Below are 21,825 nucleotides of genomic sequence, written 5' to 3'. Positions count from 1 at the left end.
CTGATCCGTAACCCTGGCCGGGGCACCCCTTATCTCCCCCCTACCCCCGGGCAGCCGCACCTTGGCGCGTGCGGGACAATGGAGTACGTGACTCGGATCGTGATCATCGGTGGTGGACCCGGCGGGTATGAGGCGGCTCTCGTGGCCGCGCAGCTCGGTGCGGAGGTGACCGTCGTGGACTGCGACGGTCTGGGCGGGGCGTCGGTGCTCACCGACTGCGTGCCGTCGAAGACGCTCATCGCCACGGCGGAGGTGATGACCACCTTCGACTCTTCGTACGAGGAGCTGGGCATCATCGTCGCCGACGACACGCCCCCGCTGGAGCAGGCGGCCCGGGTCGTCGGGGTGGACCTGGGGAAGGTCAACCGGCGCGTCAAGCGGCTCGCCCTCGCCCAGTCCCACGACATCACCGCCTCCGTCACCCGCGCGGGCGCCAAGGTGCTGCGCGGACGCGGACGCCTCGAGGGGATGCAGGCGCTCGACGGGTCGCGCAAGGTCGTCGTCCGCAAGGCCGACGGCACCGAGGAGACCCTGGTCGCCGACGCCGTCCTGCTCGCCACCGGCGCCTACCCGCGCGAGCTGCCCGACGCCCAGCCCGACGGGGAGCGCATCCTCAACTGGACGCAGGTCTACGACCTCACCGAGCTGCCGGACGAGCTGATCGTCGTCGGATCCGGTGTCACGGGCGCCGAGTTCGCCGGCGCCTACCAGGCCCTCGGCTCCAAGGTCACCCTCGTCTCCTCCCGCGACCGCGTGCTGCCCGGCGAGGACCCGGACGCCGCCGCCGTCCTGGAGGACGTCTTCCGCCGCCGCGGCATGAACGTCATGGCCCGCTCCCGCGCCGAGTCCGCGAAGCGGGTCGGCAACCGCGTCGAGGTCACCCTCTCCGACGGCCGCGTCATCAGCGGCAGCCACTGCCTGATGGCCGTCGGCGCGATCCCCAACAGCGCGGGGCTGGGCCTGGACGAGGCCGGGGTGAAGGTGAGCGAGTCGGGTCACATCTGGACCGACAAGGTGTCGCGTACGACCGCCCCGGGCGTGTACGCCGCCGGCGACGTGACCGGCGTCTTCGCGCTGGCCTCCGTCGCCGCGATGCAGGGACGTATCGCCATGTACCACTTCCTGGGGGACGCGGTCGCGCCGCTGAACCTCAAGACGGTCTCCTCCAACGTCTTCACCGACCCCGAGATCGCGACCGTCGGCTACACGCAGGCCGACGTCGACGGGGGCAAGATCGACGCCCGGGTCGTCAAGCTGCCGCTGCTGCGCAACCCGCGCGCGAAGATGCAGGGCATCCGGGACGGCTTCGTCAAGATCTTCTGCCGGCCGGGTACGGGGATCGTCGTGGGCGGAGTGGTCGTCGCGCCGCGCGCCTCGGAACTGATCCACCCCATCTCGATCGCCGTCGACAACAATCTGACGGTCGAACAGATCGCGAACGCGTTCACCGTGTACCCCTCCTTGTCGGGGTCGATCGCCGAGGTGGCACGGCAGCTGCACACCCGGAAGACCGCCGACGGGGGCTGACGGCCGGAATCAACTCCCTTGTCGTCACGGGGAGTTGCCGGGCATGCAGGTGGCATACGCCGGGTAGCTGGACCCCTATACCACTTCCCCCACTCCTGTACGAACAACTTCTGTTATTCGGTGTAAACAGCTGAAAGCAGGCGGTCGCCCGCGTTACTGTCAGTTTCGTGTTCGCAGCTGAACGTCGCCAATTGATCCTCGAAATGGTGCGAGCGAACGGGGCCGTGTCGCTCCGTGAGCTCGCCCGCGTCGTCCAGACCTCCGAAGTGACCGTACGGCGGGACGTGCGCGCGCTGGAGGCCGAAGGACTCCTCGACCGCCGGCATGGCGGTGCGGTACTGCCGGGCGGTTTCACGCGGGAGTCCGGCTTTCCGCAGAAGTCCCATCTCGCGACCGCGGAGAAGACGGCCATCGCCGATCTCGCCGCGGGGCTGGTCCAGGAGGGCGAGGCCATCGTCGTCGGGGCCGGTACGACCACCCAGGAGCTGGCCCGCCGGCTCGCCCGGGTTCCCGGGCTGACCGTGGTCACCAACTCCCTTCTCGTCGCCCAGGCGCTGGCCCACGCGAATCGTGTCGAGGTCGTCATGACCGGGGGCACGCTGCGGGGATCCAACTACGCGCTCGTCGGCAGCGGGGCGGAGCAGTCCCTTCAGGGGCTGCGGGTCTCCAGAGCGTTCCTCTCCGGGAGCGGGCTCACCGCCGAGCGGGGGCTGTCCACGTCCAACATGCTGTCCGCGTCCGTGGACCGGGCGTTGGTGCAGGCCGCGTCCGAGGTGGTGGTTCTCGCGGATCACACCAAGCTCGGTACCGACACCATGTTCCAGACCGTGCCCACCGATGTCATCACCCGGCTCGTCACCGACGAGCCGCCGGCTCATGACGACCGCGCGGCGACCGAACTTCAGGCGCTGGCCGATCAGGGGGTGCAGATCGCTGTCGCCGGGGGTTCGGCGTCGGCGGGGGGCCCTTCGGGTACGGGCTCTGGTTCGGTCTCAGGGACTGATGCGGTCCCTGCGCGGCAGCACCCCGGCCAACGCAGGGATGTCCCGCTGCCGTCCCCGAGGAGAGGCCAACTGCCGCCTCCGGGGGCGGGGTTGAGGGCGGCTGCGGTGATGGGGGAGCAGGGTCCTCCGGGGGGGGAGAGGGGGAGGGTGGCGGATTTGCGGAGGAGGTGAGGGGGCGCCGAGGGGAGGGTGGGTGCGGGTGGTCTTGCGGCTGTCCCGCCGTGGGGGCTGGTCGCGCAGTTCCCCGCGCCCCTTAAAAACCTCGGGCTGGCCCGGCGTTGCGAGGTGCCCCTTGGGATCTGGGTGGGTTTGCGACTGTCCCGCCGTGGGGGCTGGTCGCGCAGTTCCCCGCGCCCCTTAAAAACCTCGGGCTGGCCCGGCGTCAGACAGTGCGGCGCGCCCTGAAAAGCCCCGCCCGCGCCCGGCGATCAGACAGCCCCGCGTGCCTGAAAGTCTCGGGCGCGCCCGGCATTCAATGGCTCGGCGCCCCCGAGAACGCTGCGCAGCAGCCGTTCTTCAGGGGCGTGGGGGCGGGCCAGTCGCAAGTCGGCCTCGATCTCAAGGGCCCCTTGCGAACTCCGGGCCAGCCCAGGTCTTTTAGGGGCGCGGGGCCGCATCTATATGCGGCTCCGCCGCGTGGGCGCGACCAGCCACCGACCACCGGCAGCCTCGTACGGTCCGCAGCCCCCCACCTTCCGAGCCCCGCCCTACTCCTTGATCTCGCAGATCACAGCCCCGGACGTCAGCGAAGCCCCCACCTCCGCCGACAAACCCTTGATCACGCCCGCCTTGTGGGCGTTCAGCGGCTGCTCCATCTTCATGGCCTCCAGGACGACCACCAGGTCACCCTCCTTGACCTCCTGCCCCTCCTCCACGGCCACCTTCACGATGGTGCCCTGCATGGGAGAGGCGAGGGCGTCGCCGGACGCGACCGGGCCCGACTTCTTCGCCGCCCGCCGCTTCGGCTTGGCGCCGGCCGCGAGCCCCGTACGCGCCAGCGTCATACCCAGCGACGCGGGGAGGGAGACTTCGAGGCGCTTGCCCCCGACCTCGACGACGATCGTCTCGCGATCCCCCTCGTCCTCGGCCGACTCCGCATCCGCCCCACCCGCCCCGAACGCCGGGATCTCATTGACGAACTCGGTCTCGATCCACCGCGTGTGCACAGTGAACGGCGCGTCGGAACCGGTGAGTTCGGGCGCGAACGCCGAGTCCTTCACCACGGCCCGGTGGAACGGGATCGCCGTGGCCATCCCCTCCACCTGGAACTCGTTCAGCGCACGGGCCGCCCGCTCAAGCGCTTCCTTACGGGTCCGACCGGTCACGATCAGCTTGGCGAGCAGCGAGTCCCACGCGGGACCGATCACGCTGCCGGACTCGACCCCCGCGTCGAGGCGCACCCCCGGACCCGACGGCCCGTTGAACGCCGTCACCGTCCCCGGCGCCGGCAGGAACCCCCGTCCGGGGTCCTCCCCGTTGATCCGGAACTCGAAGGAGTGCCCGCGCAGATCCGGGTCGCCGTACCCGAGTTCCTCACCGTCGGCGATACGGAACATCTCGCGGACGAGGTCGATGCCGGCGACCTCCTCGGTGACCGGGTGCTCGACCTGGAGCCGCGTGTTGACCTCGAGGAAGGAGATCGTGCCGTCGTTGCCGACGAGGAACTCGACGGTGCCGGCGCCGACGTAGCCGGCCTCCTTGAGGATGGCCTTCGAGGAGCTGTACAGCTCGGCGACCTGGGCGTCGGAGAGGAACGGCGCGGGCGCCTCCTCGACGAGCTTCTGGTGGCGGCGCTGGAGCGAGCAGTCGCGGGTGGAGACGACGACGACGTTGCCGTAGGAGTCGGCGAGGCACTGGGTCTCGACGTGCCGGGGCTTGTCCAGGTAGCGCTCCACGAAGCACTCGCCGCGGCCGAAGGCGGCGACCGCCTCGCGCACCGCGGACTCGTACAGCTCGGGGACCTCCTCCAGCGTGCGGGCGACCTTCAGGCCGCGTCCGCCGCCGCCGAAGGCCGCCTTGATCGCGATGGGGAGGCCGTGCTCCTCGGCGAAGGCCACCACCTCGTCGGCGCCCGAGACCGGGTCGGGGGTGCCCGCGACCAGGGGGGCGCCGGCGCGCTGGGCGATGTGCCGGGCGGCCACCTTGTCGCCGAGGTCACGGATCGCCTGCGGCGGCGGGCCGATCCAGACGAGGCCCGCGTCGAGGACGGCCTGCGCGAAGTCCGCGTTCTCGGAGAGGAAGCCGTAGCCGGGGTGGATCGCGTCGGCGCCGGACTCGCGGGCCGCGTTCAGCACCTTCCCGATGTCGAGATAACTGGTCGCCGGGGTGTCACCGCCCAGGGCGAACGCCTCATCCGCGGCCCGGACATGCAGCGCGTCCCGGTCCGGGTCGGCGTAGACGGCAACGCTCGCGATCCCGGCGTCCTGACACGCCCGGGCCACGCGGACAGCGATTTCGCCACGGTTGGCGATGAGCACCTTGCGCACGATTGAGGCTCCCTCCTGGAAACAAGCCGAGTTTAGGGACTGCCGACACGGCGCATCGACCCGTCCCCAAAGGTGAGCTTGCCCACACAGAGCGTGACGCCTGGCTCGCTCGACCCGTGAAATCCCTTGTCGTACTGGCGGTACGCGGGACTCCTTCGAAAACCCTAGCCCTCCCATGTGGTCAAGGTCTCTGTGAGAGCGTGCTGCGGCCCACTCCGTTTCTTTGTGGAATCCCTACGAACGGCCCAACGGATCTCGGTAGCCGACCGAACCCTTGTCCTCGTCTTTACCCGGCAGTAGCGTGCGGGATGTAGGGACCGTACTTCTGGTAACAGCAAGAGTGGGTGGGTGAAGCCGGTGGTGCGTCGGCCGGTCGCGTGGGTCGTGGCGGTGCTCCTCTTCGGGGAGGCCTTCGCCGTCGTCCTTCTGAACTGGACCCTGGGGACGTTCGTCGACCGCCAGCACATGTCCCTGGCGGGGCTCGACCCGGACGTCATGGCGGCCTCGTCGAAAGCGGGCGGCTTCGTCTTCGGCGCCTACTTCGCCCTCTGCGGGCTCGTCGCGCTCCTCGTCGCCGTACGCGGCCACCGCCCCGCCGGGCTCGGCCGCGTCCTCCTCGTCAGCGCCGCCGTCGTCCACGGGCTGCTGGGGGCCGTCGCCTGGGGGCTCGTCGGTACGACCGCCTTCGCCGTCATGGTCGGGGGCCTGGCGCTGATCGTGCTCCTGCTGATGACCTACGACCCCGAAGCCACTGAGGTCACGCCTGCTGGGGCGCCCACAGCTGGGTGATGCCGATGTCCAGGCGGGAGAGCAGGCGGCGCAGCAGCGGCAGGCTCAGGCCGATCACGTTCCCGTGGTCGCCGTCGATCCCGTCGATGAACGGCGCCGAACGGCCGTCCAGCGTGAACGCGCCTGCCACGTAGAGGGGTTCGCCTGTCGCGACGTACGCCGCGATCTCCTCGTCGGTGGGGTCGCCGAAGCGGACCACCGTCGAGGCGGTGGCTGATGCGTACCGGCCGTCCGCGTACACGCAGTGCCCGGTCTGAAGCGTGCCGGCGCGGCCTCGCATCGCCTTCCACCGGGCGACGGCCTCTTCGGCGCCGGCGGGCTTCCCGAGCGCCTCGCCGTCAAGGTCCAGCACAGAGTCACACCCGATGACGACGGCTCCCGTGGCCTCCGCCTTCGCGGCCACCACGGACGCCTTGGCCTCCGCGAGGGCGAGCGCCAGCTCGGCGGGGGTGGGCGCGGAGACCGCGTCCTCATCGACGCCGCTGACAATCACCTCGGGGGCGAAGCCGGCGGCTCGGAGGAGGCCGAGGCGGGCCGGGGATTGGGAGGCGAGGATGAGGCGGCGGGGGGTGGTCATGGGGTCAGGGTAGCGGTGGGGGTGGGGGGGTTTGTGGTGGGGACGGGGGTGGGGGGTGAGGTTGGGGCGGGGCCGGGACAGGGGCGAGGCTGGGGACTGGGGCGGCGCCGGGGGGCGTCCGAGGGGGCTTTATCCCGGGTGCGGGGAGAAGTCTGGGGGCGTGTCCGTGGGGACGTACAGGAGGGCTCATCTCAACCCGATGATCACCATCGCCAGGACCATCGCCGTCGCCATGAGAACGCCGAGTCTGCGCAACATCGCCTGCATGTCGCGGAGTTCCTCGGGGGGTTCGTTCTCGGGGTCCGACCACAGCATGATGTCCAGCGTGGGGTGGGGGAGGGGGGTGTCGCATGAGTATGGGTACTCAGGTTTGCGGGTGCGGGCCCGGTGGGGGGTGTGCGCAGTTCCCCGCGCCCCTGAAGAACTCCGGGTCGACTTTCGGCTGCGGCCCGGCGGGGGCTGGCCGCGCAGTTCCCCGCGCCCCTAAAAACTTGGGCCGGCCCGGCACCAGACAGCGCCGCGCGCCCAAGAAGGCTGCGCAGCAGCCGTTCTTCAGGGGGCACTAGTTGTTGACGCCGGGCACACCCGAGGTCTTTTAGGGGCGCGGGGCTGTATCTGATATGCGGCTCCGCCGCGTGGGCGCGACCAGCCACAGCCGTGCCGCAGCCGGGCCACCGCAGATCCCGGCACCCCCTGCCGAACCCTCCCCCGGCCAAGCCGGCCTCACCCCGGCCAAGCCGAACCCCTACCCCGGCCAATACGTCCGCGTCCACGCCTCCGGCCCCGGCTGTGGCAGCCTCGCCCCCGTGAGCCTCGCCGGATCCGCCCACGCGGCCCTCTCCGGCTCGACCCCCACCTCCGGTGAACCCGCCGCCAGCGCCCTCGCTCTTACCACCGCCAACGCGGCGGCCAACTCCTCCGGGGTCGGGTTCCCCCGTACGACCTTGATGTTCATGACGGCTCCTCGCGGCGGGGCTACAGAGGGATGTTCCCGTGCTTCTTCGGCGGCAGACTCTCCCGTTTCGTGCGCAACTGGCGCAGACCCCGGACGATGTGCCGCCGCGTGTCCGACGGCATGATCACGGAGTCGATATATCCCCGCTCGGCGGCGATGTACGGGTTGAGCAGCGTGTCCTCGTACTCCTGGATCAGCCGGGCGCGCACCGCCTCCAGGTCCTCCCCGTTCGCCTCCGCCTCCGCGAGCGTGCGGCGATGCAGGATGTTGACGGCCCCCTGCGCGCCCATGACGGCGATCTGGGCGGTGGGCCAGGCGAGGTTGAGGTCGGCGCCGAGATGCTTGGAACCCATGACGTCGTACGCACCGCCGAATGCCTTGCGGGTGATGACGGTGATGAGCGGGACCGTCGCCTCGGCGTAGGCGTAGATCAGCTTGGCGCCGCGGCGGATGATGCCGTCGTGCTCCTGGTCGACGCCGGGGAGGAAACCGGGGACGTCGACGAAGGTCAGGACCGGGACGTTGAACGCGTCGCACGTGCGCACGAACCGCGCCGCCTTCTCGCTGGCGGTGATGTCGAGGCAACCGGCGAACTGCATCGGCTGGTTGGCGACGATCCCGACCGCACGCCCCTCGACCCGGCCGAACCCGGTGAGGATGTTCGGCGCGAAGAGAGCCTGCGTCTCGAAGAACTCGGCGTCGTCCAGGACGTGTTCGACGACCGTGTGCATGTCGTAGGGCTGGTTGGCGCTGTCGGGGACGAGGGTGTCCAGCTCCAAGTCCTCGCCGGTGACCGAGAGTTCGGCCTCCTCGGGGTAACTCGGCGGCTCGGAGAGGTTGTTGGAGGGGAGGTAGGACAGCAGCTGCTTGACGTACTCGACCGCGTCCTTCTCGTCCCCGGCCATGTGATGGGCCACGCCCGAAACGGAGTTGTGGGTGCGCGCGCCGCCCAGCTCCTCGAAACCGACGTCCTCGCCGGTGACCGTCTTGATGACGTCGGGACCGGTGATGAACATGTGCGAGGTCTGGTCGACCATCACCGTGAAATCGGTGATCGCCGGAGAGTAGACGGCGCCGCCCGCGCAGGGCCCGACGACCAGGCTGATCTGCGGAATCACCCCGGACGCATGGGTGTTGCGGCGGAAGATCTCCCCGTACGCGCCCAGCGAGGCGACCCCCTCCTGGATGCGCGCGCCGCCGGAGTCGTTGATGCCGATCACCGGGCAGCCCGTCTTGAGGGCGAAGTCCATGACCTTGGCGATCTTCTGACCGTACGTCTCGCCGAGCGCCCCGCCGAAGACGGTGAAGTCCTGCGAGAACACGGCGACCGGACGGCCGTCGACCGTGCCGTAACCGGTCACCACACCGTCCCCGTACGGCCGGTTGTGCTCCAGCCCGAAGTTGCTGGAGCGGTGCCGGGCGAACTCGTCCAGCTCCACGAACGACCCCTCGTCCAACAGGAGTTGGATCCGCTCACGGGCCGTCAGCTTCCCCTTGGCGTGCTGCTTCTCGACCGCGCGCTCGGAACCCGCGTGGGTCGCCTCCTGGACACGGCGCTGGAGGTCGGCCAGCTTCCCCGCGGTGGTGCGTACGTCGGTCTCGTGACGCTCTTCCGGCTCGGACATCGGGATGCGGCTCCCTGCCTGCTCAAAAGGGGGGACGGTTACTTGCCCGTAGCGTAGTAGGGGGCGTAGGGGTCGGCAGTGCGGCGTGCGCCACATCCGGCACCCCTTGGGAGGCTCGCGCCGGATCTAGGGTGGCGCGTATGACTTCAGACGCAGGCCGCTGGTCCGACCTCGACCGCCCGCCCCTCAACGCGAGCGCCCTGCGCCGCGCCCTCCTGCGCGAAGGCGGCCTCTGGCGCGACGTACGACTGGTGCAGCGCACCGGCTCCACCAACTCCGACCTCGTCGCCGCCGAGCCGGGCACCCCCGAGGGCACCGTCCTCGTCGCCGAGGAGCAGTCCGCCGGCCGGGGCCGCCTCGACCGCCGCTGGTCCGCGCCCCCGCGCTCGGGCCTGTTCTTCTCCGTCCTGCTGCGCCCGGCGGACGTGCCGGTCGCCCGCTGGGGCTGGCTCCCCCTCCTCACCGGCGTCGCCGTCGCGACCGGCCTCTCCCGCGCGGCGGGCGTCGACACCGCCCTGAAGTGGCCGAACGACCTGTTGGTGCAGGTCAAGGGCGAGGAGCGGAAGGCCGGCGGCATCCTCGCGGAGCGCGCGGGTGCGGACGCCGTGGTGATCGGCGTCGGCATCAACGTCACACTCAAGGAGGACGAACTCCCCGTCCCCCAGGCCGGATCGCTCGCGCTCGCGGGGGCGATCAGCACCGACCGCGATCCGCTGCTGCGGGCCGTGCTGCGCTCGCTGGAGGAGTGGTACGGGCGGTGGCGCGAGGCTCAGGGCGATCCCCTGGGGAGCGGGCTGCAAGAGACGTACGCGGCCGGGTGCGCGACGCTCGGGCGGACCGTGCGGGCCGAGCTGCCGGGGGAGCGGGCGGTCGTCGGGGAGGCGGTCGCGGTCGACGGGGACGGGCGGCTGGTGCTGGCGACGGCGGAGGGGGTCAGGGAACCCGTAGGGGCCGGGGACATCGTCCATCTGCGGCCCGCGTGAATCCGTAAGGGGACCCCTAAGGGAATCGCCAGGGGACCCGTACCGGAATCCGCGGGGGCCCGTAGGGGGTGACCGGGGCGGAGTTCCGCTCTCGGAGTGAGCTACCGCACATCTGCCGTAAAGTTGACCCCGGTCGATACCTGACCGTGGCAGACCGGAAAGGCAGCAGGCGTGACCGTCGACGACACCGGCTCAGGCGTGGGCGCGGACGCCGCCGACTCCGGCGAGGACCCCCTCGCCCTGCGCCTCGAAGGCCTGATCCTGGGCGCCGAGCGCCGCTACACCCCCTTCCAGGCGGCCCGCAGCGCCGGGGTCTCCATGGAGCTGGCGTCCCGGTTCTGGCGCGCGATGGGCTTCGCCGACATCGGGCAGGCCAGGGCGCTCACCGAGGCGGACGTCCTCGCGCTGCGCCGGCTCGCCGGTCTCGTCGAGTCCGGGCTGCTCAGCGAGGCCATGGCCGTCCAGGTCGCCCGCTCGACCGGGCAGACCACCGCCCGGCTGGCCGAATGGCAGATCGACTCTTTCCTGGAGGGCCTGACCGAGCCGCCCGAGCCCGGTATGACCCGCACCGAGGTCACCTATCCCATCGTCGAACTCCTCCTCCCCGAGCTGGAGGAGTTCCTCGTCTACGTCTGGCGCCGGCAGCTCGCCGCCTCCGCCGGCCGGGTCGTGCAGACGGCCGACGACGAGGAGATGGTCGACCGCCGCCTCACCGTCGGTTTCGCCGACCTCGTCGGCTTCACCCGCCTCACCCGCCGCATGGAGGAGGAGGAGCTCGGCGAACTCGTCGAGGCCTTCGAGACCACCGCCGCCGACCTCGTCGCCGCGCACGGCGGCCGGCTCATCAAGACCCTCGGCGACGAGGTCCTCTACGCCGCCGACGACGCCGGCACCGCCGCCGAGATCGGGCTGCGGCTCATCGAGACGATGGCGAACGACGAGACGATGCCGGAACTCCGGGTCGGCATGGCGTTCGGGACCGTCACCACCCGGATGGGCGACGTGTTCGGCACGACCGTCAACCTCGCCTCCCGCCTCACCTCGATAGCGCCCCGGGACGCGGTCCTCGTCGACAGCGCCTTCGCGGAGGACCTGATCCGCTCCGGCGACGCGCCCGCCTCGGAGGCACAGGCCGCGGAGGATGCGGCGGCTGCGGAGAAGGCGGGGGAGGAGCCGCCGGTGTACCGCTTCGCACTCCGGCCGATGTGGCAGCGGCCGGTGCGGGGGTTGGGGGTTGTGGAGCCTTGGTTGCTGACTCGGCGGGAGCCGGTGGAGGGGGTGGAGTAGGGGGGTGGGGGGTGGAGCTTTCGGGGGCGGGTCCCTGAGGGGCGGTCCCCTAAGGGGAGGGTTCCTGAGGGGCGGTCCCTTAGGGGGAGGGTTTCTCGGGGGCGTCCCTTAAGGGGAGGGGCGCTAGGGGAGATGGCCCTAGGGGACGGGGCCTTAAGGGGCGGGTCCCTAAGGGACGTGACCTTAAGGGAATGGGGCCCTAGGGGGAGGGGCCTTAAGGGGCGGTCCCTTAAGGGGTGTCGCTGTCGAGGGGGGTGTCCAGGCAGAGGGCGATGAGCGGTATGCACAGGCCCGCGTCGGGGGTGGACGGGGTGGCGGCCGGTGGGGAGGGTGCGGGGCGGGGGTGTATGCGTACGGGGGTCGGGGACGGGGTGTGCGGTTTGGGGGTGTCGTAGGTGGGGGCGGGGCTTGGGGAGGTCCGGGCTCCTGGAGGGGGTGAGGTGGGGGTGCCGTCCCTAGGGGGGCTGCCGGACGTCGGTGTCGTCAGGGGCGTACCCGTAGGGGCCGTCGTCGTATGCGTCTCAGTCGTGCCGTGTCCCTCGCCGCCGCTCACCGTCGCCTCGCCCGCCGCCCCCTGCGTCGCGAGGCCGCTCACCTCCGGTGTGCTCGCGCCTGCGCGGGGCTCGGCGATCGCTCTGTTGCTGCCCATGTCGGGGGCCAGCCGTACGAGGCTCAGCACCCCCGCCGCGACGGCCAGGCCGCCCGCCGCGAACAGCAGTTTCCGGGGGCGGGGCCGGCGGTGGCGTCCGCGCGGGCGGCCGTAGCCTCCGCGTCCCGCCGGCGTGCCGGTGTCGTCCGTGTCCCCGATGTCTCCGCTCATGTCCCTCCCGGTGGCGGCGGCACGCACGCTATGCGGCGGTGGGGGTGGTGCAGGGGGAGTCCGGCGGGAAGTCACTCGAACGGGTGCAGGGGGTGGGGTGTCGCCGGTCTTTTCCCGGAGGGGGAGGTACTGCGATGATCGGGCTCAGATGGTTGTTAACCGACGTTAACTTGGAGGGTGCTGTGAGCGGCGAGGGGAAGTTGGGCGCGGGAAGGGTGGGGGCGGGGATGGTTGGCGAGGGGGCGTCTGGCGAGGGGGTGGTTGGAGAGAGGGTGTCCGGCGGGGGGGCGGTCGATGAGGGGGCGGTCGATGAGGGGACGTCCGGCGAGGCGCCGGCCGGTGAGGAGCGGTTCGGGGTGGATGGGTTTGTTGTGGTTCGGCGGCATGCGGGCGGGCGTGTTGCCGAGCTGGCGCTTGATCGGCCCAAGGCGATGAACGCCGTGTCGACGGACATGGCCCGCGCGATCTCCGCGGCCTGCGCGGCGCTGGCCGCGGATCCCGGGGTGCGGGTGACCGTCCTGACCTCGACCCATGAGCGGGCGTTCTGCGTCGGCGCGGACCTCAAGGAGCGGAACTCCTTCACCGACGCGGAGCTGCTGCGGCAGCGGCCGGTGGCGCGGGGCGCGTACACGAGCGTCCTCGAACTCCCGATGCCGGCCGTCGCCGCCGTGCACGGCTTCGCGCTCGGCGGGGGCTTCGAGCTGGCCCTGTCCTGCGACGTGATCGTCGCGGATGGGACCGCTGTCGTGGGGCTGCCGGAGGTGTCGGTGGGCGTGATCCCCGGGGGCGGCGGGACTCAGCTGCTCCCTCGCCGGGTGGGCGCGGCCCGCGCGGCCGAGCTGGTCTTCTCGGCACGGCGCGTGGAGGCCGTCGAGGCAAGGGAGTTGGGGCTGGTGGACGTACTGGCGGAGGGGGCCGACGCACGCGAGGCCGCACTGGAACTGGCGGCCCAGATCGCGACGAACTCCCCGGTGGGCCTGCGCGCGGCCAAGCGGGCGCTGCGACTGGGGCAGGGGCTGGACCTGCGGGCGGGTCTTGAGGTGGAGGACGCGGCTTGGCGGGCAGTGGCGTTCTCGGGGGACCGGGCGGAGGGGGTACGGGCGTTTAACGAGAAGCGGCGGCCGGAGTGGCCGGGGGAGTAGGGGGGGCTGCTTTGGGGAGGGGGTGGCGCTTCGGGGCTGAGCTGGGGTTCGCGGTGCCGGGACACTGCCCGTAGGGCCCCTAGGGGAGCGGCCTCGGGGCTCGCGGGCTCGCGGTGGTCGTCGCCGTGCCCGGAACTTCCAGGGGCGGTGTCCGGAGTCGGAGGGTAGTGCTTGCGGCTCGCGCGCTGGCGTTGCGCTTCGGGCGCGTGCCCTCCAGCCTCGTCGCCCCGGGGGGGGCAGCCTTGCTTGCGGCCACCGGCCACCAGCCCCGGCGACGGAGTCGTACCCATCAGCCCCCTAGGGGCAGGACTCTCGGGCTCCCGGCGTCGGCGGCGTATCCGTAAGGCCCCTAGGGGGCGCCCCCCTCACCCCCCACTCGGACCGCCCCCCACCCCCTTTCGCCCCAAATATCCCTAGCCTGAAGTAATGGGCGACGACAGGCAGCTCGCGGCGGTGGTGGCGGTGGCGCAGGGGATGGCGGCGGCGCGTACGCCTCGGGAGTCCTGGCGGGCGGCGGCGCAGGGGGCCTGTCGGGCGTTGGACGGGACCTTTGCCGCGCTGTCGGTGTGGGAGCGGGGGCTGGGGCGGCTGAAGGTGCTGGTCAATGTGGGGGAGCGGGCCGTCGATGAGGAGGAGTTTCCCGAGCGGGAGGCCTATCCCGTGCACCAGTTCCCGGAGATCGCCGAGTTCCTGCACGAGCGCTGGGTCACCGGCGGCGAGCCCAACGCCTGGGTGGAGACCGCCGAGGGGCCCACGACCGGCCACCCCGGGTACGTCCACCAGCGGGTGGCCGCGCTGCGCCGCAGAGGGCGCGGCTCCTGCGTGGTCGCCCCCATCGTGCTGCACGGCCGGGCATGGGGCGAGCTGTACGTCGCGCGCTCGGCCCGGCTGCCCCTCTTCGAACGCGCCGACGCCGACTTCGCGACCGTACTCGCCTCCGTCGTCGCCGCCGGTCTCGCCCAGACCGAGCGGCTGGAGGAGGCCCGGCGGCTGGCCTTCACCGACGCGCTGACCGGGCTCGCCAACCGGCGTGCCGTCGACGTACGCCTCGACGAGGCGATCGAGCGGCATCGGCTGGAGGGGGTGGTCGTGAGTCTCGTCGTGTGCGATCTCAATGGGCTCAAGCGGGTCAACGACACTCGGGGACATGCCGTAGGGGACCGGCTGCTGGAACGGTTCGGGTCCGTGCTGTCGCTGTGCGGCGCCATGCTGCCGGGGGCGCTGGCGGCGCGGCTGGGCGGGGACGAGTTCTGTCTGCTGGCGGTGGGGCCGGCGGCGGACGAGGTGGTCGGGGTCGCCGCCGAACTGTGCCGCCGGGCGGCCGAGTTGGAGCTGGGGGAGGGGGTGGCCTGCGGGGTCGCCTCCACCGCCGACCCCATCGGCCCCATCCGCACGGCCCGCCGCCTCTTCCGCCTGGCCGACGCCGCCCAGTACCGGGCGAAGGCCGTACGGGCGGCGCTGCCGGTGGTCGCGGGGAGGGAGGGGCCGGAGGACCCGGTGGTGCGGCTTGCCGACACGGCGGCGACGGCGGAGGCAGGGGAGGCAGCGGAGGCGGAGGGCGGCGGAGAACGGCGAAGCTTCAGGGGGCGGAACCCTTAGGTGCCTTAGGTGCCTTAGGTGCCTTAGGTGCCCTAGGTGCCCTAGGTGCTCTGGGTCCCCTAGGGCCCGCAGATCCCCTAGGGGCCCTAGATCCCTTAGGGCCCCCACCCCCCGGTAAGCCCCCCACCCCCACCCCGGTAGTGACATCCACCTCTTCACTGCGTACGCTCCTGAATATGGATATGCACACTGTGGTGTTGGGGACCTCCGGAGTCACCGCTGCCGACGTCCTCGCCGTCGCCCGCGGCGGAGCCCGGATCGAGCTCGCGGCGGAGGCGGTCACGGCGCTCGCCGCCGCGCGGGAGATCGTGGACGCGCTGGCCGCCAAACCGGAGCCGGTCTACGGCGTCTCCACCGGCTTCGGCGCCCTCGCCACCCGGCATATCAGCGAGGAACTGCGCGCCCAGCTCCAGCGCAACATCGTCCGCTCGCACGCCGCCGGCATGGGCCCCCGGGTCGAGCGCGAGGTCGTCCGCGCGCTGATGTTCCTGCGGCTGAAGACGGTCTGCTCGGGCCACACCGGAGTCCGCCCCGAGGTCGCGCGGACCATGGCGGACATCCTGAACGCCGGCATCACCCCCGTCGTGCACGAGTACGGCTCCCTCGGCTGCTCCGGCGACCTCGCCCCCCTCTCGCACTGCGCCCTGACCCTCATGGGCGAGGGCGACGCGGAGGGCCCCGACGGCGTCGTACGGCCGGCCGGTGAGCTGCTCGCCGCGCACGGGATCGCCCCCGTCGAGCTGCGCGAGAAGGAAGGGCTCGCCCTCCTCAACGGGACCGACGGCATGCTCGGGATGCTGCTCATGGCGCTCGCCGACCTCGACGCGCTGTACAAGGCCGCCGACGTCACCGCCGCCCTCTCGCTGGAGGCGCTGCTCGGCACGGACAAGGTCCTCGCGCCCGAGCTGCACGCGATCCGCCCGCACCCGGGACAGGCCGCGTCGGCCGCCAACATGCTTGCCGTGCTGGCCGGTTCGGGGCTGACCGGGCACCACCAGGACGACGCGCCGCGCGTCCAGGACGCCTACTCGGTGCGCTGCGCCCCGCAGGTCGCCGGCGCCGGACGGGACACCCTCGCGTACGCCCGGCTGGTCGCGGAACGGGAGTTGGCCGCCGCCGTCGACAACCCGGTTGTGCTGCCGGACGGTCGGGTCGAGTCCAACGGCAACTTCCATGGCGCGCCCGTCGCTTACGTCCTCGACTTCCTCGCGATCGCCGCCGCCGACCTCGCCTCCATCGCCGAGCGGCGCACCGACCGCCTCCTCGACAAGAACCGCAGCCACGGGCTGCCGCCGTTCCTCGCGGACGACGCCGGCGTCGACTCCGGCCTGATGATCGCCCAGTACACGCAGGCCGCGCTGGTCAGCGAGTTGAAGCGGCTCGCCGTGCCGGCCTCCGTGGACTCGATCCCGTCCTCCGCGATGCAGGAGGACCACGTGTCGATGGGCTGGTCGGCCGCGCGCAAGCTGCGCACCGCCGTCGCGAATCTCAACCGGGTGCTGGCAGTTGAGCTGTACGCCGCCACGCGGGGGGTGGAGCTGCGCGAGGGGCTGACCCCGGCGCCCGCGACCCGTGCCGTCATCAACTCCTTGCGCGCGGCGGGAGTTGAGGGTCCCGGGCCCGACCGGTTCCTCGCGCCCGACCTCGCCGCGGCCGACGCGTTCGTACGGGACGGCTCGCTGCTCGCCGCCGTGGAGGGCGTCACCGGGCCGCTGCGATAAAACGCCGTCGCGGAAGAAGCAGAGGGCCCCTGTACGTCAACCAGGGGCCCTCTTGCGTTACTTGAGCTTGGCCAGCTGAGCCTGGATCACCGCGGCCGGGACCTCCGGCATCTTGCCGTCGGTCGCGAACGCCGCGAAGTTGACCGTGTAGAACGTGGCGACGGTGTTGCCCTTGCGGATCACCTCGCCGTGGACGGTGGCCGTGCCCTCGCCGTCCAGGTCCACGGTCTCGACGAAGGCGAGCGCCTCGTCGCCGCCGCCGGTGCCCTGCTCGGCCGCGACCTTGGTGACCTTGGTGGTCTCGCCGTCGCTGGTCCCGCTGTAGCCGGTGGCGCAGGCGGCGATGCCGTCGGAGACCGCCTTCATGGCCTGCCGCGCGCCGTCGCCGTCGTAGGAGGACAGGCCCACGAAGGTGCGGGTGATGTTCATGATGTCCTCGGCGCTGATGTCGTCGAGGCTCTTCCCGGCGGCCGGGGCCTTCTCCTCGCCGAAGCCGGTGCTGGCGTGCGCGGTGGTGTCGCCCGGCGGCAGCCCGCCGCTGGCCCAGACGAGCGGCTCGCACACGGCCTTGTCGACCTTCACCTCGGACTTGCTCTGCGGCATCAGCTCGGGGTCGGCCGTGGCCTTGTACCCCGGGACGTCCCCCGTCGCCACCAGCAGCTTCTTCAGCTCCGCGGTGGTCGCGGCCTTCGCCGCGGGCGTCGCGGAGGCGCTCGGCGCCGCCTTGTCGGACGCCTTCGTGCTGTCGGACCCGGACTCGGACCCGCACCCCGTGATCGAACCGAGCGCCAGCGCGCTCGCGGCGGCCGTCAGGGACAGCCGCACCCCCCAAGATCTGTTCATGACAGGAACTATGAAGTTTTCGTCAAAGGAAAGTCAATTTGTTTCAAAAGTCGAGACGTTCCCGGCGAATGGAGTACAAAACAAACCCCGCGCCCAGCGCCAGTGAGAGGCTGCCGCCGATGACATAGGGGGTGGTGTCGAAGCTGCCGGTGTCGGCGAGCTGGGTGTCGTCCAGTGCGGCGCTCTCGGTGACGGTGGCCGTCGAATCGGCCAGGGTCACCGCCCTGGCCTGCACGGACGTCGTAGGCGCCGCCTGTGTCGCGTTCGCGGACGGGACGAACCACAGGGCGCACAGGAGTGTCCCGGCGGCGGTGGCGGTCAGCAGTGGACGGCGAGCGGATGACACGGAATATCGATCCCCTTGTGGCGCTTACGAGTTGGCCGTGCGCCGATGGTAGTGAAGGCGCGGGTCACGGGAAAGTCACGGGAGCCGTGCGGAGCCGGCCGGGCAGTGTGACCATCGGAGGAAGCAGGTGGTTTGTTCCGATTGGGACGTGGTGTGGCCCACACATGAACATGGTGTGGAACGGCTCAGGGCGCCCGTAGCGTTGATGGTGGGTAGGGCGAGCAATTCGGCAACGTATGGAGAAGCGAGTGATAGCGAACAGTAAGCGGCGCCGGGGTCTCATGGCCGCGTCCGCACTGCTCGGTGGGGTGCTGGTGCTCTCCGCGTGTTCCGGCGGCGACGACAAAGCCTCCGGCGGCGGGAACGACACCTCGCAGGCCAAGGCCGACGAGGCGGCGGCCCAGAAGGCGTCGGTCGCCGACATCAAGATCACCCCCGCGGACGGCTCCGACAACGCCTCCATCAACAACTCCGGGATCGTCACCGTCGCCAAGGGCACCCTCAGCGCCGTGACGGTCACCACGGCCGACGGGGCGGCCGTCAAGGGCGCGCTGTCCGCCGACAAGACCACGTGGAAGCCCAGCGAGCAGCTGGAGCGCTCGACGACGTACAAGATCGCCGCCGAGGCCGCCGACTCCGACGGCCGGGTCGCCCACGAGAACGCCTCCTTCACGACCGTCTCGCCGAGCAACAGCTTCATCGGCAACTTCACCCCCGAGAACGGGTCCACGGTCGGCGTGGGCATGCCGGTGTCGATCAACTTCAACAAGGCGATCACGAACAAGGCGGCCGTCCAGAAGGGCATCAGCGTCTCCTCCAGCACCGGCCAGGAGGTCGTCGGCCACTGGTTCAGCGCCAACCGCATCGACTTCCGCCCCGAGCAGTACTGGACGGAGAACTCGACGGTCACGCTGAAGCTGAACCTCGACGGCGTCGAGGGCGCGGCCGGGGTCGTCGGCGTCCAGCAGAAGACCGTCACGTTCAAGGTCGGCCGCAACCAGGTCAGTTACGTCGACGCGAAGACCAAGCAGATGAAGGTCACGCAGGACGGCAAGACGATCCGGACGATCCCGATCTCCGCCGGCTCCCCGGACAACAAGACGTACGAGGGCATCATGGTGATGTCCGAGAAGTTCAAGGAGACGCGCATGAACGGCGCGACCGTGGGCTTCACCGACGACGACGGCAAGGGCGAGTACGACATCAAGGACGTCCCCCACGCCATCCGCCTCACCAGCTCCGGCACGTTCATCCACGGCAACTACTGGGGCGCCAAGTCCATCTTCGGCAGCGTGAACACCAGCCACGGCTGCGTGGGCCTGTCCGACACCAAGGGCGCGGACGACGCCGGGACGGCCGGGTACTGGTTCTACACCAACTCGATCGTCGGTGACGTGGTCGTGGTGCAGAACACCGGCGACAAGACCGTCGCCGCCGACAACGGGCTCAATGGCTGGAACCTCAACTGGGCCGACTGGAAGGCCGGTTCGGCCGTCTGAGTCTTTCTGAATCCATAGGCTTCTCCCAGCTCTCCGGTGCCGCCCCCAGGGGCGGCACCGGTGTTTCCGGGCCCGTGCACAGCCTTCTCATGCTGCTCTTATGCAGGGCTTATCGAGTCATCACAAGCCGTACCTAGCTTGCGGCGCATGTTCTTCACCTACCTGAGGCGCGAGCTGCGCCGCCGCAGAAAAGCGGCCCTCGTCGTCGCCTCCGGCCTCGCGCTGGGCATCGCGCTGGTCATCGTGGTCAACTCCGTGTCGTCCGGCATGGGGAAGGCCCAGGACAAGGTCCTCCAGTCGCTCTACGGCCTCGGGACCGACATGACCGTCACCAAGGCGGCCGAGGCGAACTCGACCGGCGCCCAGCGCCCCCGCTTCCAGTTCGACGCGCAGGACAGCGGCTCCACCGGCTCCCAGAGCAGCGACATCGTCATGGTGCGCGGCTTCCAGACGCTGGCGACCTCGACGGTGACGCAGGTCGGCAAGCAGGGCGGGGTCGCCGCGGCGGTCGGCGGGCTCAGCCTCCAAGTCGTCAAGGTGGACGGGCAGTTCACGCGGGGGCAGTTCCAGCAGAACGGCACCGGCGGTACGGGTGAGGGCGGCGGCCGGGGTGGCATGGGCGGCCAGCCGCAGGGTGAAGTCCGGGGCGGCGGCGCCGACTTCGACGTCAACAACTACTCCGTCTTCGGAACGGACGTCGCACAGCCGGAACTTGGCCCCCTGACCTCCTCGAAGATCACCAGCGGGCGGACCTTCAAGACGACCGAGACCGACGCCAAGGTCGCCGTCGTCGACTCCGCCTACGCCAAGGAGAAGTCCCTCAAGGTCGGCTCCGAACTCACCGTCAAAACGGTCAAGTTCGAGGTCATCGGCATCGCCACGGCCGACAGCGGCGACTCCGCCGCCAACGTCTACATCCCGCTTACCCAGGCCCAGACCCTCGGCGACGCCAAGGGCAAGGTCACCACGATCTACGTCAAGGCGACCGACTCCCAGAAGATCGACACCGTCAAGTCGGCCATCCAGAAGAACATCTCGGGTACGACCGTGACGACCTCCGCCGACCTCGCGGACACCGTCTCCGGCTCCCTCTCCACGGCCTCTTCGCTCGCCACCGACGTCGGTAAGTGGCTGTCGGTCGCGGTCCTCATCGCCGCGTTCCTCGTCGCCGGACTGCTCACCTCCTCGGCCGTCTCGCGCCGGGTCCGTGAGTTCGGCACGCTGAAGGCGCTGGGCTGGAAGTCGGGCCGGGTCACCCGGCAGGTCATCGGCGAGGCGATGGTGAACGGCCTGCTCGGCGGCGCCCTCGGCATCGCGCTCGGCCTCGCGGGCGCGTACGCGGTGACGGCCGTCAGCCCCACGCTGGACGCCCAGGTGGGCGGCGGTAATGGGGGCGGCGGCTTCGGCGGCGGAGGCGGCGGGGGTGGCTTCGGCGGCGGTGGCGGCGGCGGTGGCCGTGCGGCCCGGACGCTGGAGGTCGCGCTGACCGCGCCGGTGAGCGTGTCGACGGTCGCGCTGGCGGTGGGGCTCGCGGTGGCCGGCGGGCTGATCGCGGGGGCGTTCGGCGGGTGGCGCGCGTCGCGGCTGCGGCCCGCGGACGCGCTGCGGCGGGTGGAGTAGCGGCGCGGCAAGTCACCTTCGCCGCACGGCGATTCGAGCGGCGGCGCGGCAAATCCCCTGGCAGTGCAGCAAGTTGAGCGGCGGCGCGGCAAATCCCCTAGCGGCGCCCCAGCGGGCTGCCTTCGCGGCAGGCGAGCCGAACAGGCGGCGGCGTCAGGTCGCCGGGCGGCGCGTCGGGCCGTGCGACAGATCGTCGTGCCGCTGCCGAGCCCGCCCGGGTTGCCCCCGCGGCACGCCACCTCATGCGACCGCGTGGCAACTCACCCAGCAGCACATCAAGTTGAGCAACCCCCTTCCCAGGAGCCCCCGATGTACGAACTCACCGGCGTCACCAAGCGCTACACCCGCGGCAAGGAAGCCGTACTCGCCCTCGACGGCGTCGACTTGACCATCCCCGACGGCGACCGGCTGGTCATCCAGGGCCCCACGGGCGGCGGCAAGTCCACGCTGCTCCAGATGCTCGGCGGGCTCGACCGGCCGACCGGCGGCCAAGTCGTCCTGGACGGCACCGACTTGGCGCAGCTCTCCGAGTCCCGGCTGACGAAGGTCCGCAGCGAGAACATCGGCTTCGTCTTCCAGTCCTTCAACCTGATCCCGACCCTGACCGCCCAGGAGAACGTGGAGACGGCCCTCGTACCGCTCGGCGTCAAGCCGAAGGAGCGCCGCGAACGGGCCGCCGAGGCGCTCGACTCCGTAGGGCTGGGCGAGCGGTTGGGGCACCTCCCCTCGGAGATGTCCGGCGGCCAGCAGCAACGCGTCGCCATCGCACGGGCGTTGGTGAAGCGGCCCAAGGTCCTCCTCGCCGACGAACCCACCGGCAACCTCGACGAGAGCATGCGCGACGAGATCATGAACGTCCTCGACAGCCTCTGGAAGGAACACGGGCTGACCTTCATCATGGTCACCCACGACTCGGCACTGGCGAAGAAGGCCCCGAGGGTGGCGACGATCCGCAAGGGACGGATCACGGTGAAGGAGAACGCGGCGTCCTGAGTCATGTCA

The 21,825-nt window shown here is 71.1% G+C and carries 19 protein-coding genes; 11 read left to right on the top strand and 8 right to left on the bottom strand.

Features of this window, described 5'->3' with window-relative positions; translation table 11 throughout:
* The first annotated feature begins 78 nt into the window (after positions 1–78).
* A complete protein-coding gene (locus ACYUD3_RS15090; RefSeq protein ID WP_470969308.1) occupies positions 79–1,527 on the top strand; it encodes an NAD(P)H-quinone dehydrogenase in 1,449 nt (482 codons plus the stop codon).
* Between the two features lie 167 nt (positions 1,528–1,694).
* Complete coding sequence (locus tag ACYUD3_RS15085) at positions 1,695–2,702, top strand: DeoR/GlpR family DNA-binding transcription regulator (RefSeq protein WP_470969305.1); 1,008 nt, start codon at positions 1,695–1,697, stop codon at positions 2,700–2,702.
* A gap of 536 nt (positions 2,703–3,238) precedes the next feature.
* On the opposite strand, the gene ACYUD3_RS15080 is transcribed toward ACYUD3_RS15085, so the two are convergent.
* The gene (locus ACYUD3_RS15080) at positions 3,239–5,017 is read right to left on the bottom strand and encodes an acetyl/propionyl/methylcrotonyl-CoA carboxylase subunit alpha (RefSeq protein WP_470969303.1); all 1,779 of its coding nucleotides are present in this window, start codon (positions 5,015–5,017) and stop codon (positions 3,239–3,241) included.
* A 348-nt stretch (positions 5,018–5,365) separates the two neighbouring features.
* On the opposite strand from ACYUD3_RS15080, the gene ACYUD3_RS15075 reads away from it, so the two are divergent.
* Entirely contained in the window at positions 5,366–5,806 is a 441-nt protein-coding gene (locus tag ACYUD3_RS15075) for a hypothetical protein (RefSeq protein ID WP_470969301.1), read from the top strand.
* On the opposite strand, the gene ACYUD3_RS15070 is transcribed toward ACYUD3_RS15075, so the two are convergent.
* The 4 genes from ACYUD3_RS15070 to ACYUD3_RS15055 form a co-directional block, all read right to left on the bottom strand.
* The gene (locus ACYUD3_RS15070) at positions 5,775–6,383 is read right to left on the bottom strand and encodes a nucleoside triphosphate pyrophosphatase (protein WP_470969298.1); all 609 of its coding nucleotides are present in this window, start codon (positions 6,381–6,383) and stop codon (positions 5,775–5,777) included. The two genes, ACYUD3_RS15075 and ACYUD3_RS15070, sit on opposite strands and share 32 nt — an antisense overlap.
* 186 nt (positions 6,384–6,569) lie before the next feature.
* Positions 6,570–6,698, bottom strand: coding sequence for a morphogenic membrane protein MmpB (gene mmpB / locus ACYUD3_RS15065; protein ID WP_470969296.1), 129 nt, complete (start codon positions 6,696–6,698; stop codon positions 6,570–6,572).
* 430 nt (positions 6,699–7,128) lie between these two features.
* A complete protein-coding gene (locus ACYUD3_RS15060; protein ID WP_470969294.1) occupies positions 7,129–7,338 on the bottom strand; it encodes an acyl-CoA carboxylase epsilon subunit in 210 nt (69 codons plus the stop codon).
* A gap of 20 nt (positions 7,339–7,358) precedes the next feature.
* The gene (locus ACYUD3_RS15055) at positions 7,359–8,963 is read right to left on the bottom strand and encodes an acyl-CoA carboxylase subunit beta (protein ID WP_470969291.1); all 1,605 of its coding nucleotides are present in this window, start codon (positions 8,961–8,963) and stop codon (positions 7,359–7,361) included.
* Between the two features lie 140 nt (positions 8,964–9,103).
* Here ACYUD3_RS15055 and ACYUD3_RS15050 point away from each other — a divergent pair, with 140 nt between their 5' ends.
* Complete coding sequence (locus ACYUD3_RS15050; RefSeq protein WP_470969289.1) at positions 9,104–9,946, top strand: biotin--[acetyl-CoA-carboxylase] ligase; 843 nt, start codon at positions 9,104–9,106, stop codon at positions 9,944–9,946.
* Positions 9,947–10,117: 171 nt separating this feature from the next.
* A complete protein-coding gene (locus tag ACYUD3_RS15045; RefSeq protein WP_470969286.1) occupies positions 10,118–11,233 on the top strand; it encodes an adenylate/guanylate cyclase domain-containing protein in 1,116 nt (371 codons plus the stop codon).
* 229 nt (positions 11,234–11,462) lie between these two features.
* Here the strand turns inward: ACYUD3_RS15045 and ACYUD3_RS15040 are convergent, their stop codons facing one another.
* Entirely contained in the window at positions 11,463–12,053 is a 591-nt protein-coding gene (locus tag ACYUD3_RS15040) for a hypothetical protein (RefSeq protein WP_470969283.1), read from the bottom strand.
* A gap of 227 nt (positions 12,054–12,280) precedes the next feature.
* On the opposite strand from ACYUD3_RS15040, the gene ACYUD3_RS15035 reads away from it, so the two are divergent.
* The 3 genes from ACYUD3_RS15035 (at position 12,281) to hutH (ending at position 16,515) form a co-directional block, all read left to right on the top strand.
* A complete protein-coding gene (locus ACYUD3_RS15035) occupies positions 12,281–13,195 on the top strand; it encodes an enoyl-CoA hydratase/isomerase family protein (RefSeq protein WP_470969282.1) in 915 nt (304 codons plus the stop codon).
* Between the two features lie 426 nt (positions 13,196–13,621).
* Positions 13,622–14,794: a GGDEF domain-containing protein gene (locus tag ACYUD3_RS15030; protein WP_470969279.1), complete on the top strand. Its 1,173-nt coding sequence runs from the start codon at positions 13,622–13,624 to the stop codon at positions 14,792–14,794.
* Positions 14,795–14,976: 182 nt separating this feature from the next.
* Positions 14,977–16,515, top strand: a complete 1,539-nt coding sequence (hutH, locus tag ACYUD3_RS15025; protein ID WP_470969803.1) for a histidine ammonia-lyase — start codon at positions 14,977–14,979, stop codon at positions 16,513–16,515.
* A gap of 57 nt (positions 16,516–16,572) precedes the next feature.
* On the opposite strand, the gene ACYUD3_RS15020 is transcribed toward hutH, so the two are convergent.
* Together ACYUD3_RS15020 and ACYUD3_RS15015 are read right to left on the bottom strand one after the other, a co-directional pair.
* Complete coding sequence (locus tag ACYUD3_RS15020; RefSeq protein ID WP_470969277.1) at positions 16,573–17,358, bottom strand: hypothetical protein; 786 nt, start codon at positions 17,356–17,358, stop codon at positions 16,573–16,575.
* Positions 17,359–17,401: 43 nt separating this feature from the next.
* Entirely contained in the window at positions 17,402–17,704 is a 303-nt protein-coding gene (locus ACYUD3_RS15015) for an LPXTG cell wall anchor domain-containing protein (protein ID WP_470969275.1), read from the bottom strand.
* 236 nt (positions 17,705–17,940) lie between these two features.
* Here ACYUD3_RS15015 and ACYUD3_RS15010 point away from each other — a divergent pair, with 236 nt between their 5' ends.
* From ACYUD3_RS15010 to ACYUD3_RS15000, 3 genes are all read left to right on the top strand, one after another.
* Positions 17,941–19,203 carry a L,D-transpeptidase gene (locus tag ACYUD3_RS15010; RefSeq protein ID WP_470969272.1) on the top strand — a complete coding sequence of 421 codons (1,263 nt, stop codon included), beginning with the start codon at positions 17,941–17,943 and terminating at the stop codon, positions 19,201–19,203.
* A gap of 147 nt (positions 19,204–19,350) precedes the next feature.
* Positions 19,351–20,823: an ABC transporter permease gene (locus tag ACYUD3_RS15005; RefSeq protein ID WP_470969269.1), complete on the top strand. Its 1,473-nt coding sequence runs from the start codon at positions 19,351–19,353 to the stop codon at positions 20,821–20,823.
* A gap of 309 nt (positions 20,824–21,132) precedes the next feature.
* On the top strand, positions 21,133–21,816 hold the full coding sequence (locus ACYUD3_RS15000) for an ABC transporter ATP-binding protein (protein WP_470969265.1): 684 nt from the start codon (positions 21,133–21,135) through the stop codon (positions 21,814–21,816).
* The last annotated feature ends 9 nt before the right edge of the window (positions 21,817–21,825 follow it).

Source organism: Streptomyces sp. AMJ-169 (assembly GCF_055597585.1).
Note: the sequence above shows the minus strand (reverse complement) of the source record. Positions and strands in the feature narration are given on the sequence as shown.

What these genes read in the sequence shown, in the direction of transcription:
- ACYUD3_RS15055 (WP_470969291.1), bottom strand. Translation starts at nt 8,963, where the DNA reads ATGTCCGAGCCGGAAGAGCGTCACGAGACCGACGTACGCACCACCGCG.
- ACYUD3_RS15035 (WP_470969282.1), top strand. Translation starts at nt 12,281, where the DNA reads ATGGTTGGCGAGGGGGCGTCTGGCGAGGGGGTGGTTGGAGAGAGGGTG.
- ACYUD3_RS15050 (WP_470969289.1), top strand. Translation starts at nt 9,104, where the DNA reads ATGACTTCAGACGCAGGCCGCTGGTCCGACCTCGACCGCCCGCCCCTC.
- ACYUD3_RS15005 (WP_470969269.1), top strand. Translation starts at nt 19,351, where the DNA reads ATGTTCTTCACCTACCTGAGGCGCGAGCTGCGCCGCCGCAGAAAAGCG.
- ACYUD3_RS15060 (WP_470969294.1), bottom strand. Translation starts at nt 7,338, where the DNA reads ATGAACATCAAGGTCGTACGGGGGAACCCGACCCCGGAGGAGTTGGCC.
- ACYUD3_RS15010 (WP_470969272.1), top strand. Translation starts at nt 17,941, where the DNA reads ATGGAGAAGCGAGTGATAGCGAACAGTAAGCGGCGCCGGGGTCTCATG.
- ACYUD3_RS15030 (WP_470969279.1), top strand. Translation starts at nt 13,622, where the DNA reads ATGGGCGACGACAGGCAGCTCGCGGCGGTGGTGGCGGTGGCGCAGGGG.
- ACYUD3_RS15020 (WP_470969277.1), bottom strand. Translation starts at nt 17,358, where the DNA reads ATGAACAGATCTTGGGGGGTGCGGCTGTCCCTGACGGCCGCCGCGAGC.
- ACYUD3_RS15070 (WP_470969298.1), bottom strand. Translation starts at nt 6,383, where the DNA reads ATGACCACCCCCCGCCGCCTCATCCTCGCCTCCCAATCCCCGGCCCGC.
- hutH (WP_470969803.1), top strand. Translation starts at nt 14,977, where the DNA reads ATGCACACTGTGGTGTTGGGGACCTCCGGAGTCACCGCTGCCGACGTC.
- ACYUD3_RS15040 (WP_470969283.1), bottom strand. Translation starts at nt 12,053, where the DNA reads ATGAGCGGAGACATCGGGGACACGGACGACACCGGCACGCCGGCGGGA.
- mmpB (WP_470969296.1), bottom strand. Translation starts at nt 6,698, where the DNA reads ATGCTGTGGTCGGACCCCGAGAACGAACCCCCCGAGGAACTCCGCGAC.
- ACYUD3_RS15000 (WP_470969265.1), top strand. Translation starts at nt 21,133, where the DNA reads ATGTACGAACTCACCGGCGTCACCAAGCGCTACACCCGCGGCAAGGAA.
- ACYUD3_RS15090 (WP_470969308.1), top strand. Translation starts at nt 79, where the DNA reads ATGGAGTACGTGACTCGGATCGTGATCATCGGTGGTGGACCCGGCGGG.